This window comes from Kribbella sp. CA-294648 (assembly GCF_050943845.1).
GTDB lineage: Bacteria > Actinomycetota > Actinomycetes > Propionibacteriales > Kribbellaceae > Kribbella.
In genome coordinates, this window is sequence record NZ_CP191981.1 from 2,388,047 (window position 1) to 2,403,954 (window position 15,908).

Consider the following 15,908-nt stretch of genomic DNA (forward strand, 5'->3'; position numbering starts at 1 on the left):
CGACCGGGGTCGTCGCGTCGTAGCCTTCCTTCATGACTGCACCGGAGCCGTTCGAAGCGCTGCCCGAGGACTGGACCAAGGCCCTCGCGGTGGTCGCGCACCCTGACGATCTGGAGTTCGGCGGCGCCGCGGCGGTCGCGCGCTGGACCAGACAGGGCAAGGAGGTCGTCTACGTCCTGCTCACCTCGGGCGAGGCCGGGATCGACGGCATCCCGCCGGCCGAGAGCGGCCCACTGCGCGAGGCCGAGCAGATCGAGTCGGCCCGGATCGTCGGCGTCTCGTCCGTGGAGTTCCTCGGCCAGCCCGACGGCACGATCGAGTACGGCGTCGCGCTGCGCCGGTTGATCACCGGCGTGATCCGGCGGCACCGGCCGGAGATCGTCATCACCAACAACTTCCGCGACACCTGGGACGGCGACGTCGTCCTGAACCAGGCCGACCACATCAGCACCGGCAAGGCCACCCTCGACGCGGTTCGGGACGCCGCGAACCGGTGGATCTTCCCCGAGGAAGGCGAGCGCTGGAACGGCGTACGGCAGGTCTGGATGGCCGGATCGCCCAACGGCAAGCACGCGGTCGACACGACCGAGACCTTCGAGGTGGGGGTCGAGTCGCTGCGGGCGCACAAGGCCTACATCGACGGCTTGAACTGGCCGGACTTCGACCCGGCCGAGTTCCTCGAAGGCATGGGGCGCGCTGCGGGCAGCCGGCTCGGCACGACGTTCGCGGCGCCTTTCGAGGTGTTCACGCCCTGAGGTAGGTGGACTCGCGCGCCCCTGCCCCGTCCGGCGGGCGCGGAGTACTGCGGCTGTGCCCACCCCGGCGGTACTGCGGGGTAGGCCCGCGCGTCGTGTGTCAGTTGCTGGGGAGCTCGAGTGAGGCGTTCAGATGTGGCGGAGCGGGCAGCGGGTTGCGGGGTTCACGGTCCCCGCTCGGATCGGGACCAGGCGGATTGGCAGGACCGATCCAGGAGCGGACCAGGGTGCGCCCCTTGCGGGACAGCCGGAGCAGGTCGACCTGCGAGACCTGAGCGGCCGGGATACCGAGTTGGGCGAGCGTCCGGTTCGCCATCAGCGCCGCCTCGTCCTGCTTCCGCGGGCTGAACTTGTGCTGCAGGACGAGAGCGACCCGGCCGTCGGGCAGCTCCTCGACCCGCCGCAGGTGCATGCCACGGTCGAGACGGCCGGACAGGTGGGCCATGGTGAAGTAGTCGGAGGTGGACTGGCGCCGGTCGAGCTGGGCGCGGGCGATCACTTCGTAGCGGGCCATGTACCGATCATGCGTCGGGTGAGGCGCCTTTTCCAGGAAACCGTCGCGCGGGTGCCAAACTCGAAGTGGCGGGCCCCAGCCGAGGGAGGAGGCGACGGGCGTGACGCGCAACGAGACCGTCCGGCAGGCGGCCGACGACGATCTGTGGCAGCCGCCGTGGTGGTTGCTGGTCTTCGGTCCACTCTGCTGGCTGCTGGTCGGAGCTCTGCTGATCGAGCAGCGCGGGTGGCAGGTGGCACTGGGCGCGGCCGTCTTACTGGCGCCGATCGGGATGCCGATTCCCGCCGTACTGCGCTGGGTCAGGCGCCACCCTCGGCTGGCCGGCAGCTACGTCGCGCCGCTGACCTTCGCCGCGACCACGTTGCTGACGCCGCTTCCACTGTGGCTTTGCGTTGCGGCGACCCTCGCCGCAACGCTGCTGGCCCTCTTCCTGACGACGATGCGAAGCTTCGGCCGAAGCTGACGCGCGTTTAGAGGGCCAGGGCGCGGTTGGCGTCGGCCAGGACGGCGGGGGAGGCCAGGGACTGCCAGCGCGGGATCTGTTCCTGGAGGAACGCGTGCAGCTTGGGCTTGAGGTCCGGGGCGTGGTCGAAAACGTCGAGCTCGTTGACGATGGTCAGGTCGACGAAGTCACGCAACTCGGCCGACGTCAGCTCCTCCGAAGTACCGGTGAACCGGTCGGTGACAGTGCTGTGCTCGGCGAGATCGCGCCAGGTGGTCTCGCGCTCGCAGGAACCGTAGCGGTAGACGAGCAACTCAGCGTCGGGTCCGATGACGGCTTCGAGAACTGGCCGCTCCTCCTGCCAGTCGAACAGATGCGTCGGGAACCCATCCGTCCCGTACGCCGCGTGCGCGAGCCCGGCGAGCACGAGCGTCTCGGAAGCGCCCAGATCGCGCAGCCGTTTGGCGACCCGATGCAGGTGCACGTACAACGTGCCACCGGCATGCTCCAGCTCATCGGCACCGCGGACGAGCAGCAACGATCCCAGATCTTGGAAGGTGCTCATCTGACCCCTTCGGTTAGGAGCGGTCAGGGCCCAACGGGACCGGCCCAGGCAAACAAGGTACGACGCCCCACCCCCTTCGCACACCACCCCGGCGTGCCGATTCCGTCACATCCCGTTCCCCCGCAGTTGGCCCAGCCGATCCGCCCCGGACTCCCACGCCATCAATACGAAGGAACCGGCAGCCGACGGATGCGGTACGAGCGCAAGATGAGCCGACCGACGGCCGACCAGCGTGCCATTGATGGCCTCGGTGTCCGAGCCCCAGCACCCGCCCCGCGATTCCCGCCCGCCCATCAGGCGATCCAGCCAGCACCGACAGATGCGGCCCGCAGCCAGTGGACTTCGCATCCGCCGCAGGAGCCGGCGGCAGAAACCGCAGACCGGCGGCCGCTGGTATTCGCCATACCCCACAGGCTGGCCGGCAGACCCCCGGGGACTATTCGCAGTAACCGCGGGAGCCGGCGGCGGGCACCCGCAGGCGACGGTTGCTGGTGTTCGCCACAACCCACGGACGGCTAGCACCCCGGGGACCCCTCGCAGTAACCGCAGGAGCCGGCGGCGAGAACCACAGGCGACGGCTGCTGGTATTCGCCATAGCCACAGCCGGCGCTGGCTGACGATCGCACTGCTGACTGGTCCGGCTGGTGCGCTGCGGGACTCGCTCGGGTGCGTGGGCTCGCTGTCACCAGCAGCCGCCTCCTGCGGGTTACTGCGAGGCCTTCCGAGGGTCGGGTCGTCGAGCGTGTGGCTATAGCGGCCACCAGCAACCGTCTCCCGCGCTGCCAGCCGCTGGCTCCGGCGGTTACTGCGGGGGCAGTCTGAGCCTGTCTGCTGGGAGGTCGGTGCGGTGGTTGCTGTTGGCTCTTGGCGGCTGCCGACTCGCTCGGGTGCTGAAGCTCACCGACACCAGCAGCTGTCTCCTGTGGTCCTCGCCGCCGGCTCCTGCGGTTACTGCGGGACTGGTCTGAGCGTTGCTGCTGGTGGGTCGGCGCGGTGGTTGCTGATGGCTTGGCGCCTGGTGGGCTTGCTCGGGTGCGGGTCAGTTGAACCGGCAGCTGTCTTCTGTGGTTTTGGGGGTGGAATGCCAGCGACCCGCCGGGTGATGAGGCCGGCGGGTCGGTGGGCGTCGGTGGCGAGACCGGCGCGGGGGGTTGCTAGTCGTCTAGTTCGGCGAGGGCTTTGCGGGCTGCTTCTAGTTCGGCTTCGAGGGCGGCTACCTTGGCTGCCTGCTGTTCGCGGGCTGCGTCGATGACCTCGTCGATCGGGCCGGACAGGTCCTCGTGGAGTTCCTTGGCGGCGCGGGAGACGGCGGCTGCGGCGACCAGGAGGTTCTTCGCGATGTAGCTGTTGCCCTGCTTGAGCTCGGCCTTCCACTCGCCGTCGGCGGTGCCGGTGACGGTCAGGGTCAGCTCGAGGGTCTTGGTCTTCTTCGGCGCCGCCTTCTTGGCGGGAGCCTTCTTCGGCTTCTCCGCGACCACCGGAGTGGTCTCGGCGGCCGGAGCACCGTCCACGTCCGAAGAGGTCGGAGCGTCCACGTCGGCGGCGAGGCTCTCCGCCGGCGCGTCAGTTGCTGACGGGGAAGCCACGTCGGCCGCGGCCGAAGAGTCGATCACCGCAACGGGAGTGTCGGCGGCGTCGGTCTGAGCTTCTCCTGCGAAGGTGTCTACAGTCATCGTTGCGGCGATCTCCCTGGGTGACATGTCCCCGCCGAAGCGGGCTGGCGCTGAGAGTGTATTAGAACACACGTTCGACCCCAGCGCCAATCCGCCTGCCGTGTCAGCAAAAGAACTCAGGCCGAGTGCTCCTTGCGGTCACCCGACCAGTCCAGGTGGAACGACCCGTCCCGGTCGACCCGCCGATACGTGTGCGCCCCGAAGAGATCCCGCAGCCCCTGGATCAGCGCCGCAGGCAGCCGCTCCGCCCGCAACCCGTCGTAGTACGACAAAGCCGCGGAGAAACCAGGAGCCGGCACTCCGGCCGTGGCTGCCGTCGCGACCACGCGGCGCCATGCGTCCTGCCCGCTGACGACGGCCTCCTTGAAGTAGTCGTCGACCAGCAGCGACGGCAGCGAAGCGTCCCGGTCGTACGCCTCCTTGATCCGGTCCAGGAAACGCGCCCGGATGATGCACCCGCCCCGCCAGATGGTCGCCATCGCGCCGAGGTCGATGTCCCATCCGTACTGGTCCGAAGCGGCCCGGATCGCATCGAACCCCTGCGCGTACGCGACCAGCTTCGACGAGTACAGCGCATGCCGCACATCCTCGATGAACGCATCCCGGTCCACCGAAACCTTGGCATCGGAAGGCCCAGCCAGTACTCCGGCCGCCGCGGAACGCCGTACGGCGTCGCCCGACAGTGACCGCGCGAAGACGGCCTCCGCCATCCCGCTGACCGGAATGCCCAGGTCCAAGGCGACCTGAACCGTCCAGCGTCCGGTGCCCTTCTGTTCCGCCTGGTCCAGTACGACGTCCACGAACGGCCCACCGGTCGACTCGTCGACCTGCGACAACACCTCCGCGGTGATCTCGATCAGGAACGACTCCAGGTCGCCGCTGTTCCACTCACGGAACACGTCAGCGATCTCGGTCGCGCTGAGCCCGAGCACGCTGCGCAGCAGGTCGTACGCCTCGGCGATCAGCTGCATGTCGGCGTACTCGATGCCGTTGTGCAGCATCTTCACGAAGTGGCCGGCGCCGTCCGGGCCGACGTGGACGCAACAGGCCTCGCCGCCGACGTGGGCGGAGATCTTGGTCAGCATCGGCTTGAGGGCCGCGTACGACTCGGGCGAGCCGCCCGGCATGATGCTCGGGCCGTTCAGTGCGCCCTCCTCGCCACCGGAGACGCCGGCGCCGACGAAATGCAGGCCCTTGGCCTTCAGGGCGTCCTCGCGCCGGCGGGTGTCGGCGAAGTGCGCGTTACCGGCGTCGACGACGATGTCGCCCTCGTCGAGCAGCGGCACCAACTCGTCGATCACCGCGTCGGTGGGCTCGCCGGCCTTGACCATGATGATGATCTTGCGCGGCTGCTCCAGCGCGGCGACGAGCGCGGGCAGGTCGTCGGCCGGGGTGAACTCACCCTCGTGGCCGAACTCCTGGATCAGCGCGTCGGTACGGGCCTTGGACCGGTTGTGGACGGCGACGCGGAAACCGTTGCGCGCCAGGTTCCGGGCCAGGTTGCGGCCCATCACCGCGAGGCCGGTGACGGCGATCTGGGCTGGAGCAGAACTCATTGGCTATCTCCTGCGGGGTGAGTGCTGGACGTCCGAGTGCGAGACCAGTCTCCTGCCCGGAGCAACCCCGCCGTCGGTCGGGTCTCAGCAAGTAGACGGCTCCGAACCCTTCTCAAAGACCGCGAGCCGATGGTAGACATCTGAGAAATCGATTTCCCAGATCGTGAGGTCCGCCCATGACCCGCTCGTTCCGACCTGTCGTCGCGGTTCTCCTCGGCGCAGTTCTCGCCGTCCCCACGGCCGCCCATGCCTCGGCCGCGCCGGCCCTGGCGCCCCCAGCCGCGGCAGCCGCAGTACCAGCCGCAGCGGCCGCGCCCGCAGTACAGGCAGCCGGTACTGCGTCCGCTCCCGCAGCACAAGCGGCCGGTACTACGTCCGCTCCCGCGGGCGGCAACGGCCCGGTCGGCTGGGACGTCTACCGGCAACTCGACCGGCTCCCCGAGCTGCAGAGCGGCGTCCGCACCAAGCAGTTCTCCAGCTTCGCCCGTGACGGCTCCAACAACGACGGGTTCGAGGGCACCTACTCATGCCTGCGGACCACGCCTGCCGGCTGCGTGCTCGCCGAGGACGACGGCGCCGGCGAGATCGCCGCGATCTGGTTCACCCGCGACGAGGGCGATGTCCGCAAGACCGGCACCATCACCGTCGAGCTGGACGGGAAGAAGGTGCTGGACGCGAGCCTGCAGGACGTTGTCGACGGCAAGCTCGGCTCGCCGTTCGTCTACCCGCTCGTCGCCAATGCGTTGGAGACCAGCGGCGGCGTCTACCTCCGCGTCCCGATGCCGTACCAGAAGTCGATGCGGGTGACCGTCCAGAACAACCCGTACTTCTACCACGTCGGCTACCGCGAGTTCCCCGACGCGACTGGCGTGAAGACCTTCGACCCGGCCGACAAGGCAACGGATGTCGTAGCCCTCCTCAAGGCGTCCGGCACGAAGGACCCCAAGCCCGCCAGGCCCGGCGCGAAGACCACCGAGACCCCGGTGGAGCTTGCCCCCGGCAAACAACTCACGCTCGCCGACGTTCGCGGCCCTGGTGAGCTCAGTGCACTCCGGCTGAAGCTCCCGCAGCTCGTCGGCCTGGAGCTGAAGAGCATCAGCGACGACGGCCGCGCGTTCACCGGCGGCAGCAAGTTCACGCTGAAGGTCGACCCGGCCAACACGGGCGTCAAGCTGATCCGCCGGATGGACCTGCGGATCGGCAACCAGCGCGCGAAGGTGCTCGTCGACGGCGTACCGGCCGGTGAGTGGGCGCCGCTGCCGGCCCAGGGTGCGCAGTGGGCCGACCAGGTCGTCGAGTTGCCGGCCAGTGTCACGGCGGGCAAGTCGCAGCTGGAGATCCGCAACGAGTTCGTCTCCTCCGACCTCGACTTCAACGAGTTCACCTACTGGGCCGACTCGATCGTCGGCGGCACGACGAAGCGCACTGACACCCTTGACCTCGGACCGCAACATGTAGCGGACGAGCAGGCCCACGGCTACTCGATCACGGGCCAGCGCTGGGAAGGTGCGCACTCGATGCCGTACGCCGCCACGCCGGCCGACGCCGAACGCGTGAAGCCCTCCGACGCGCTGCTGTCCGGCGTACGGGTGCAGGTCACTGTGGACGGCAAGAAGCGGGTCGATGCCCCGCTCGGCGAGTTCTTCGGCTCCGGACTGGGGGAGAACGACGTCCGTTCGCTCTTCTTCGCGATGGATCCGAAGGGCTGGTACTCCGCCTGGTGGCCGATGCCGTACCTCGCCCGCGCCACCGTCACGCTCGTCAACACCTCGCAGTACAAGCTGTCCGGTGGTCAGGCGGAGGTCACCTCGGCGCGCGATCTCGAAGTCGCGAAGGATCTGGTCACCGGCAAGAGCGGCTACTTCACCGCGGTGTCACATCGCGCCGAACCGGTCATGGGCAGCGACTGGATGGTCGCGCAGACCACCGGACGCGGCAAGTTCGTCGGCGTCTCGCAAACCATGGAAGGTCTGCAGGCCGGCGGCAACACTCGAGGCTACCTCGAAGGCGACGAGCGCGTGTACGTCGACGGTGAGCGCACCCCGGCGATCTACGGCACCGGCACCGAGGACTACTACGAGTCCGGCTGGTACTTCAACCAGGGCACGTACTCCACGCCGTTCCACGGCAACTCGGGCCACGAGGTCCAGGCGGGCGAGTGCAAGTACGAGTGCGACAGCGCGTTCCGCCTGCACATCACCGACTCGATCGGCTACCAGAACCAGTTGACGTTCGGCATCGAGCACGGCCAGCAGAACGACCACCCGGCGATCTACGGCTCAACCGCCTTCCTGTACTCCGCACCGCAGTTCGGCGCCCGCGAGACCGACCGGCTCGACACCGGCTCGGCGCAGAGCCGCACGGAACACCAGTACGACGACGGTGCGGCGACCCCGGCCGACCTGACCAGCGTCTACGAGGGCGATTACGACGACATCGTGCTGACCGACCAGGTCCGGTCCGGGAGCACGCCGATCCGCTTCACCGCAAAGGTTGACCCGGTCAACCGAGGCGTCACCTTGCGGCGTACCAGTGACCAGAAGGTGGCCGGGCAAGCCGCCAAGGTGTTTGTCGACGGCAAGGAAGCCGGGATCTGGTCGCAGGCCTTGGGCAACGACCGTCAGCGCTGGCTGGACGACAACTACCAGTTGCCCGCAGCAATCACGTTCGGGAAGCGCAGCCTGAAGATCGAACTCAGGCCGATCACCACCTGGACGGCAGCTGGCTATGTCGTCCAGTCATCGGTCCTCCCGTACTCCGATCGTCGCGCCCCCGCCATGGTCGAGGGCCTGACCGCGGTGAGCCGGGCTGACAACGCGATCGCACTCAGCTGGCAAGAGCCGGCAGATGAGAGCGGCATTACGCGGTACGACGTCTATGCAGCGAAGAAGGGTGCTGCCGAGAAGCTGATCGGCACGAGCCGGGTCCCAGGTTTCGTGCACAAGGGACTCGGGTTGCAGGAGACCTGGACGTACCGCGTGGCGGCGGTCGACCTGGCCGGCAACGGGGGCGCCAAGTCGGCGCCGGTCCAGGCGACGTCCGGGAGCACGCTCCGGATCGAAGGCGAGTCGATGCTGCCGGTCGTCTCCGCAACGGTGCCGGTCGATGTGCAGGGCAACTGCTGTGGAGTGAACTGGTCGGGTGGCGCGCAGTTGTGGATTCATGGTGCGAAGTCCGGCGACCAGGCGGTGCTGTCCTTCACGGTCCCGACGACGGGCACCTACAGCCTTTCCGCCGTGCTGACCAAGGCGGCCGACTACGGCATCGTTGCGCTCAGCATCGACGGCACGAAGGTGGCAGATTTCGACGGCTATGTCGCGAGTGGTGTGGTCACCCAGAACGTTGACCTCGGCACCAGAACCCTTGCTGCGGGCAAGCATCAGTTGACGGTCGCGGTGACCGGCAAGAACCCTGCGGCGACCGGCTACCTGGCAGGTCTCGACCTGCTCGATCTGGAGCTCTCGGTGATCAACAACGAACCCTTCACCAGGACCGACACGGTGGTGGCCGCGGGCAACTTCGTCAAGGTGTACGACCCGAGCGTCGGCGAGTCCAGCCCGTGGTACTACAACGACCACACGCTGATCCAGGATCGCAAGACCGGGACCTGGCACGTCTTCGCCATCACGCATGCGGAGCCGGCCAACCCGCTCGACGAGAAGAGTTTCGGGCACGCCACCGCTCCGTCGCCGAACGGCCCGTGGACGAAACAGCCGCCCGCGCTGGTGGCTGATCCGGCGGCCGGCGAGAGCCACATCTGGGCGCCGCACGTGATCTACGACCAAGGCGTCTACTACATGTTCTACGCAGGCGGGACGGCCGACCATACGGCGTACCGGATGTCGTTGGCGACGTCGACCGACCTGGTGAACTGGACCAGAAGTCCGGCGAATCCGTTGTTTACCGACGGTTTCGACGGGCGCGATCCGATGGTGTTGAAGGTCGGCACGCAATGGGTCATGTACTACACGGCCAACTCGACGCCGAGCGGCGGCAACCACATTGTTGCCTATCGCACCAGTGACGATCTGCTGCACTGGGGCGAGCGCAAGACCGCATTTCAGCACCCCGCGACGGGCACCTTCGGCGGGCCGACCGAGTCCCCGTTCGTGGTCCAGCGCGGTACGGACTGGTATCTGTTCGTCTGTTGTGACGGCGGCTACGAGTCGACGAAGGTCTACAGGAGCAAGGATCCGCTGCACTTCACGATCGACCAGTTGGTCGGCACGATCTCGTCCCACGCGGCGGAGGTGGTCCAGGACGGGACCGACTGGTACGTCACCGGCGCGGGCTGGGGCAAGGGTGGGTTGTTCGTCGCGCCGCTGGACTTCGCGAAGACCCAGGTGACCAAGGGGATGGTGGTCAGTACGAAGTACTACCGGGCGACTGTGCAGACCACGCCGAGGGCGGTGCTGACAGCGCTCGACGTCGACCCGGCGGGCAAGGCGCAGTACAAGCCGGCGCTGGACTCGTCGTCCCGGGCGACCGCGCCCTATCTCGGCGTGGGCAACTTCGGCGCCACCGACCTCACCGGTGCGGCGGCTCAGGTGGAGACGGCGGAGGGGAAGCTCGAGCTGAAGGGCATCCCGCTCGGTGACGAGCCGATCACCGCCGACTGGTCGTTCGCCTTCGGCCCGAAGACGTTCGCCACGAGCCTGCGCTGGAACGTCAACCAGGCGCCGTCCGCACCACTGTGGGAGGTCTCCTTCAACGTCGACTCCGGGCTCGCCGACCAGGGCGATCCCAGTGGGTTCAACCGCAACGGCGACTATCCCGGACTGCCCAAGTGGTCGATGGCGACGGGGCCGGGGCTGAGCGTCGTGTCGGCGTACAAGCAAGGTTCGGCGTGGGCCGCGGACAACCATTGGTACGACCCGCAGAACGCGGCCGTCGCATGGCAGCCGCTCTGGCAACCGGGCGGCCGCGCGTGGCAGCCGGGCACCTACAACGGCGGGACGTGGCGCTTCGGGTTCTCCGCGACCGAGAAGGACACCACCTTTGCCGACAATCTGGCGGCCAGCATGTCGTAGGGCGAGAACCTGGCCGCCGGCATGTCGTAGGGTCCGAAGGTGTGACCACTCTTGACTTGGAGCCCCGTACGACGGCGCTGGTGCTGATCGACCTGATGCCGCGGATCATCGCGCTCGACACGGCGCCACTGAGCGGACCGGAGGTGCTGAAGCGCTGCGTCGCGCTGGCCAAAGCCACCCGGTCCGTCGGTGGGCTGGTCGTCAACGTGCGGGTCGAGCGCCCGGGCGTCGACCTCCAGCCCGAGGGCAGCGGGTTCGCGCCCGAGCTGGACCGCCAGCCCGGCGACGTGGAAATCGTCAAGCACACGGTCGGTGCCTTCCACCAGACCGGCCTCGACGACGTACTGCAAGCCCGCGGCATCAGAACCGTCGTACTCGGCGGCATCGCCACCAACTTCGGCGTGGAGTCCACCGGGCGCGTAGCCGATGAACACGGCTACAACACCATCTACGTCACCGACGCAATGACCGGGCTGGACGCCCACGCCCACGAATTCGCCGTCTCCTACATCTTCCCCAGATTCGGCACCACCTGCACCGGCACCCAATACGTCGCAGCCCTCAGCCCGGAGTAAAACCCGCCCACGCGTGCTCCTTCGTCGCCCGCTCCCCACCCCCAGCTACCTCGCTCCTACGTCGCTCGTCCCGCTGCCGTGAAAGCAAGGTGTCGCACAGGAGGCGCCATCGGTGTGGCTGGCCGGGTGCTGACGCACCAGGTGGAGCCCGTCGTCCGGCGGGTCGGATGCTGACGCGTAGGTGACGCACAGGCGAGCCCGACCGGCTGGCGAGCCGTGCACCGACCCGCCCACGCGCCTCTTGCGTCGGCCCCCGCCAACGCAGGGCTGCGTGCCTACCGACAGGACGTAGTCCCGGTAGGACGTGCACTCCAGGCGTAGACAATAGCCGGCGATGGCCGAAAACGGCGACTATGTCCTGTCGCTCGGGACGCTGAATGCCAGGTTCAGGGACGCCTACCTCCGCGCGGTTGGGCTCGCTGGGTGCGTCAGTACTCGGCCGACCAGCCAAGCGGGTCGGCCGCGCAACCAGTAGTCACGGCAGCGGGACGAGCGATGTAGGAGCGAGGTAGCTGGGGGTGGGGAGCGGGCGACGTAGGAGCACGCGTGGGCGTCACCCACCCACCGACTAACTGAACAGCGAGGCGTTTTCCCGAGCCCACTGCTGCAGCGTGCGGGGCGGGTGGCCCGTGACCTTCTCCACAGCGTCCGTCACAGTCGTCTCATCGATGATGCCGTCGCGATAGAACGCCTCGATTGCCTCCGCATACTTCGCCGGCATCGACGCGAACAGCTCGTCGTGCGTCTCCTCCGCGCTCAACTCATACGCCCGCAACGGCCGCCCGATCGCCTCGGAAACGATCGCCAACTGCTCGGCCGGGCGCAGCGCCACCGGACCGCTCAGTCGATACGCCACCCCCGCGTGACCATCCTCCGTCAGCGCAGCAACAGCAACGTCCGCAATGTCATCCGGATGGATCGTCGAGATCGGCACCTCCGGGAACTGCAACCGCACCACGTCACCCGCCGCAAGCTGATCCAGCCACCGCAGCGTGTTCGACATGAACGCGTTCGGCCGCAGGAACGTCCACTCCAACCCGGACTCACGAACAGCAGCCTCAGCAGCCCCGTGGTACTGCGCGATCGCATTGCGCGTGTCCGTCCCAACCACCGAACTGCTCGACAACAGCACAGCCCGCCGTACTCCGGCCCGTACTGCGCTGGCCAGCAGTTCCTCCATGCGCTCGTACCCGCTCAGCAGGAAGATCCCAGAAACGCCGGGAAGCGCATCAACAAAAGTCGACGGCTGATTGAGATCGCCGACGACCGCCTCCACCCCATCAGGCAACTCAACTGCCTTGCGCACCAGCGCCTTAGCAGGAACCCCCTTCGCAGCCAGTGCACGCACAACCGCCCCACCAGCGTTCCCCGTTGCTCCGGTGACCAGAACTGTCATCAGTTCCCCCTCAGATAAGCGACCAACTCGCCATTGCCAGCGACACTTTCACCCCGCGGCCCAGTCAGCATGTCCTCGAAGCCGACCCGCACCCCGTAGCCCTCGGCCCGCGCCCATTCCAGCACGGGCCAGGCCCATTCGTTCTCCCCGTGCACCACCACATCGAAGCCGGACGGCAGCACGGCCAGCATCTCCCGAGCCGCCGCTACCCCATCCGCACCAGGCGAGATTCCAGGCAGCGCTTCCACCAGCACCCGCACGACCGGCCCCGACCAACTCAGGAACTCAAGGGCGGCCGACGGAGTGAAGAGCCCGGCCTCGACCCCGATCCCGCGCTCGACCAGCAGATCCGCAACTTGTTCGGCGCCGTCCTCATGCCAGTTCACACTGGCGAAGTCCGGCCCGGCCGCCCACTCGCCAAGCAACGCCAGCCGCCGCGACAAATCCGGCTCGATCTCCTGCCGCGTCGACACCCCGAGCGGCAACCCAGGACACCGCTCCCGCACGGCGGCCACCGCCGGCTCCACGTCCGACCAGCGCAAGCTCTCCCGCCCGGAGGCCCCGCGCGGATGGAAATGCACCGCGTCCGCCCCCGCCGCCGCGGCGTCGTACGCGGCCTGCGCGAGTTCCGCCGGAGTCACCGGTACTGCGGGATGGTCGTCCCGCGAGCGGTCACCGTTCAGGCACGCTTTCACGATCGCTCTCATCGCCGGCCACCCTGCCAGACCGGCAGGCGATCCGCGATCGTTTCGACGATGACGTCGCGCAAAAGAGGGCCTGCCTCAGCGGAGCTCATAGCTGCGGATCGCGGATCGGACTTCGGCGGCCGGATCGTCCTCGTGGTAGATCCGTTCGCTGGGCTCGATGTTGTCGAGGAATCGCTGGTAGGTGACAGCGCCCAGCAGGTGGATGAGCACCGTCATCGGTTCGAGCGCACGGAGTGGATCGCAACCCGGCAGGCGCTTCTGCCAGGCGGCGGCCCAGGTCTGGACCGCGAGCTCCCGCGTCTCCTCCGGCAGCCAGTTGCGAAGCCGCTGGAGATCGGCAGCAGGATGCCCGAGGCAACTGTCCGCCCAGTCGACGATCACCCGATTGGTGCCGTCGGAGCGCCAGTTACCGGGATGAAAGTCCCCATGGACCAAGGTGTTCGGCAGCCCCGCCGACTCCAGCTCCCGAACGAGCCCGGGCAGCGCGTCTCGCAGTACCCGGGCTTGCGCGAGCTCCGCAGTGGTCAGTCGCTCAGCGACCTCACTCGCCAGCAGAGCATCCAACTCTGCTGGCAAATCCTCCGGAAGCATCCTCGGCACCCGCAGTTCTTCACCCGCGACGGCAGCCTGTACTGCGACCCACCGGCTGAGGATGTCCTGCACAGTGGCCGGATCCGGCTCCCAGCAGTCGGTCCCCGGCGCGTGCGCGAGGAGAGACCACCGATTCTCCAGATCGACCCCGAGCACACCCGGCGCCAGCGCGGCGTCGTACTGATGAACATGGTTGATGACGTCGGCGTCGACGCTGCAGAACCAGCTCGTCGCCTTGGCCCAGGCACCGGCTGCCGGCAGGTGGATCAGACAAGAGAGGTTCCAGGTCTTGTACTGCGTGGGCCGGGCCGGCCCGACGATGCCGGTTGCCCAGTCGACCAGCCGCTGCGGGCCGTCGATCTCGGCCCACGGCGACCGGAGCCGATGTGGCTTGACGATGTCCGGCCAGTCGGGACGCGGAGTCGGGTCGAGCACGCCTGGGCGCGGGTCGGCGGCTGCCTGGACGTGGAAGACGACCCGGCCGCCGCGACCGAGTTCGGCGTTGTCGGCGTGCACCAGGCGCAGTACGAAAGTGGGCACGCCGAGCACGTCGTCGAGATACCTGGTGGTCGCCTCGACCTCCGACCACCAAGGCCGGTCCGCTTCGAAGGCCGGCAACTGTCCGGCGTACCGGTCGCCGACGCTGACCAGCGCCTCCACCGTCTTCGTCTCAGGCGCGGACGATCCGGTGGAAGGTGCGGGAGCCGGAGCGGAGGGTGATCGGCTCGGAGACGGCGATGGGTTGGTCATGGCTGAGTACCTTCTGATCGTCGATCGAGACTGCTCCCTGGTGGATCAGCCGGCGGAGTTCGGAGTTGCTCAGCTCGGGCCGCGCTGCTTGCAGCAACTCCAGAACGGTCGGACTTGAAGTCTGCACCGTCACCTCCGGAAGGTCATCCGGAATACCGCGGTGGGTGAATTGCTCGGTGAACGCCGCCCGCTCCGCCTTGGCGACATTCGCGCCGTGGTAGCGCGTCACGACCGCCGCGGCGAGTTTGAGCTTGGCGTCGCGGGCAGCCGGACCACCATGTGCAGCAGCCTCGCCGAGAGAGGCGACGACGTCGAGCGGGAGTTCCGTGTAGACGTGCGCGTAGACCTGGATCAACGAGTCGGGCAGGCTCATCAGCTTGCCGAACTTGTCCTTCGGGGTGTCGGTCAAGGCGATGTAGTTGTTCAGCGACTTCGACTGTTTGGGGCCGCCGTCGATCCCGGGCGTGATCGTGGTGATGATCAGGGCCTGCGGCGGCGACCCGAGTCGCTGCTGGAAGTGCCGGCCGAGTTGCTCGTTGAAGAGCTGGTCGGACCCGACGATGGTCAGGTCGCTGTCCATCGCGAAACTGTCGTAGCCCTGCAGTACCGGGTAGATCAGCTCGTGGAGCGCGATCTCCCGTCCGGCCGCGACGCGCTCGCGGAACATGTCCCGCGCCATCAGTTGGGCGTGCGTCACCTGGCTGAACAGCCCGAGCAGGGTCGAGACCTCCATCGTGCCGAACCACTCGGAGTTCCGGCGTACTTCGAAGACCTCCGGGTCGGTGCGCAGGACGAGTGACACCTGGTCGAGGAACGAGGCGGCGTTCTCCTCGATCTGCTCGGGGCTGAGCATCGGGCGCGTCTCGGAGCGACCGGTCGGATCGCCGATGCGGGTGGTCAGATCGCCGAGCAGGAACACCACCCGGTGCCCGAGATCCTGCAGTTGCCGCATCATCCACAGGTTGACGGCGTGGCCCAGATGCAGGTCGGGCGCGGTGCAGTCGACGCCGTACTTGATCCGCAGCGGGCGGCCGGAGTTCAGCCGCTCGATCAGGTCGGTCTCGCCGACGATCGTGTCGGTCGTCCGCCGCAGCCGTTCGAGTACGGCCGGTCCGTCGTTCATCAGGGTCCTCTCGAAAAGTGAACGCCGAGAGGCACTCAGCGCCTCCGGCAACGGAAAGAGGCAGGAACCCTGACGGGATCCTGCCTCGGAGGCTCTGGGGGTGGAGCGAACTACAGCAGGCCGGCTCGTCCCAGAGCCGGTCGATACTGCGCGAGTCGCTTCGTCACCCGGCCAGGCTAACCCGGACCGCCGCCACTCACAAACCTCATTCGGCCAGGACCGGCCAGGCGT

At 67.9% G+C, this 15,908-nt stretch carries 12 protein-coding genes; 4 read left to right on the top strand and 8 right to left on the bottom strand.

What is annotated here, in order from left to right:
- Positions 1 to 32 precede the first annotated feature (32 nt).
- The gene (locus ACQPYM_RS11635; protein ID WP_433019131.1) at positions 33 to 755 is read left to right on the top strand and encodes a PIG-L deacetylase family protein; all 723 of its coding nucleotides are present in this window, start codon (positions 33 to 35) and stop codon (positions 753 to 755) included.
- Between the two features lie 100 nt (positions 756 to 855).
- Here the strand turns inward: ACQPYM_RS11635 and ACQPYM_RS11640 are convergent, their stop codons facing one another.
- Positions 856 to 1,269 (bottom strand): hypothetical protein, encoded by a 414-nt coding sequence (locus ACQPYM_RS11640; RefSeq protein WP_433019134.1) that lies wholly within the window; start codon positions 1,267 to 1,269, stop codon positions 856 to 858.
- Between the two features lie 100 nt (positions 1,270 to 1,369).
- Here ACQPYM_RS11640 and ACQPYM_RS11645 point away from each other — a divergent pair, with 100 nt between their 5' ends.
- Positions 1,370 to 1,732: a hypothetical protein gene (locus ACQPYM_RS11645; protein WP_433019137.1), complete on the top strand. Its 363-nt coding sequence runs from the start codon at positions 1,370 to 1,372 to the stop codon at positions 1,730 to 1,732.
- A gap of 7 nt (positions 1,733 to 1,739) precedes the next feature.
- On the opposite strand, the gene ACQPYM_RS11650 is transcribed toward ACQPYM_RS11645, so the two are convergent.
- From ACQPYM_RS11650 to gndA, 3 genes are all read right to left on the bottom strand, one after another.
- Positions 1,740 to 2,276, bottom strand: coding sequence for a DUF6817 domain-containing protein (locus ACQPYM_RS11650; RefSeq protein WP_433019140.1), 537 nt, complete (start codon positions 2,274 to 2,276; stop codon positions 1,740 to 1,742).
- 1,154 nt (positions 2,277 to 3,430) lie between these two features.
- Positions 3,431 to 3,949, bottom strand: coding sequence for a DUF6319 family protein (locus tag ACQPYM_RS11655; RefSeq protein WP_433019143.1), 519 nt, complete (start codon positions 3,947 to 3,949; stop codon positions 3,431 to 3,433).
- 116 nt (positions 3,950 to 4,065) lie between these two features.
- Complete coding sequence (gndA, locus tag ACQPYM_RS11660) at positions 4,066 to 5,505, bottom strand: NADP-dependent phosphogluconate dehydrogenase (RefSeq protein WP_433019145.1); 1,440 nt, start codon at positions 5,503 to 5,505, stop codon at positions 4,066 to 4,068.
- A 176-nt stretch (positions 5,506 to 5,681) separates the two neighbouring features.
- On the opposite strand from gndA, the gene ACQPYM_RS11665 reads away from it, so the two are divergent.
- Both ACQPYM_RS11665 and ACQPYM_RS11670 read left to right on the top strand, forming a co-directional pair.
- A complete protein-coding gene (locus ACQPYM_RS11665; protein WP_433019148.1) occupies positions 5,682 to 10,535 on the top strand; it encodes a DUF2961 domain-containing protein in 4,854 nt (1,617 codons plus the stop codon).
- A 41-nt stretch (positions 10,536 to 10,576) separates the two neighbouring features.
- Positions 10,577 to 11,110 carry an isochorismatase family protein gene (locus tag ACQPYM_RS11670; RefSeq protein ID WP_433019151.1) on the top strand — a complete coding sequence of 178 codons (534 nt, stop codon included), beginning with the start codon at positions 10,577 to 10,579 and terminating at the stop codon, positions 11,108 to 11,110.
- Between the two features lie 568 nt (positions 11,111 to 11,678).
- On the opposite strand, the gene ACQPYM_RS11675 is transcribed toward ACQPYM_RS11670, so the two are convergent.
- From ACQPYM_RS11675 to tyrS, 4 genes are all read right to left on the bottom strand, one after another.
- Positions 11,679 to 12,506: an NAD(P)H-binding protein gene (locus ACQPYM_RS11675; protein ID WP_433019154.1), complete on the bottom strand. Its 828-nt coding sequence runs from the start codon at positions 12,504 to 12,506 to the stop codon at positions 11,679 to 11,681.
- Positions 12,506 to 13,213: a 3-keto-5-aminohexanoate cleavage protein gene (locus ACQPYM_RS11680; protein WP_433019157.1), complete on the bottom strand. Its 708-nt coding sequence runs from the start codon at positions 13,211 to 13,213 to the stop codon at positions 12,506 to 12,508. The genes ACQPYM_RS11675 and ACQPYM_RS11680 overlap by 1 nt, the downstream gene beginning before the upstream one ends.
- Before the next feature lie 75 nt (positions 13,214 to 13,288).
- Positions 13,289 to 14,464, bottom strand: a complete 1,176-nt coding sequence (locus tag ACQPYM_RS11685) for an aminoglycoside phosphotransferase family protein (protein WP_433019160.1) — start codon at positions 14,462 to 14,464, stop codon at positions 13,289 to 13,291.
- Between the two features lie 10 nt (positions 14,465 to 14,474).
- Positions 14,475 to 15,677 (bottom strand): tyrosine--tRNA ligase, encoded by a 1,203-nt coding sequence (gene tyrS, locus ACQPYM_RS11690; protein ID WP_433019163.1) that lies wholly within the window; start codon positions 15,675 to 15,677, stop codon positions 14,475 to 14,477.
- Between the last annotated feature and the right edge of the window lie 231 nt (positions 15,678 to 15,908).

Excerpts from the sequence above, each read along its gene's own strand:
- ACQPYM_RS11640 (WP_433019134.1), bottom strand. The coding sequence starts at position 1,269 with ATGGCCCGCTACGAAGTGATCGCCCGCGCCCAGCTCGACCGGCGCCAG.
- ACQPYM_RS11680 (WP_433019157.1), bottom strand. The coding sequence starts at position 13,213 with ATGAGAGCGATCGTGAAAGCGTGCCTGAACGGTGACCGCTCGCGGGAC.
- ACQPYM_RS11655 (WP_433019143.1), bottom strand. The coding sequence starts at position 3,949 with ATGACTGTAGACACCTTCGCAGGAGAAGCTCAGACCGACGCCGCCGAC.
- tyrS (WP_433019163.1), bottom strand. The coding sequence starts at position 15,677 with ATGAACGACGGACCGGCCGTACTCGAACGGCTGCGGCGGACGACCGAC.
- gndA (WP_433019145.1), bottom strand. The coding sequence starts at position 5,505 with ATGAGTTCTGCTCCAGCCCAGATCGCCGTCACCGGCCTCGCGGTGATG.
- ACQPYM_RS11635 (WP_433019131.1), top strand. The coding sequence starts at position 33 with ATGACTGCACCGGAGCCGTTCGAAGCGCTGCCCGAGGACTGGACCAAG.
- ACQPYM_RS11675 (WP_433019154.1), bottom strand. The coding sequence starts at position 12,506 with ATGACAGTTCTGGTCACCGGAGCAACGGGGAACGCTGGTGGGGCGGTT.
- ACQPYM_RS11665 (WP_433019148.1), top strand. The coding sequence starts at position 5,682 with ATGACCCGCTCGTTCCGACCTGTCGTCGCGGTTCTCCTCGGCGCAGTT.
- ACQPYM_RS11650 (WP_433019140.1), bottom strand. The coding sequence starts at position 2,276 with ATGAGCACCTTCCAAGATCTGGGATCGTTGCTGCTCGTCCGCGGTGCC.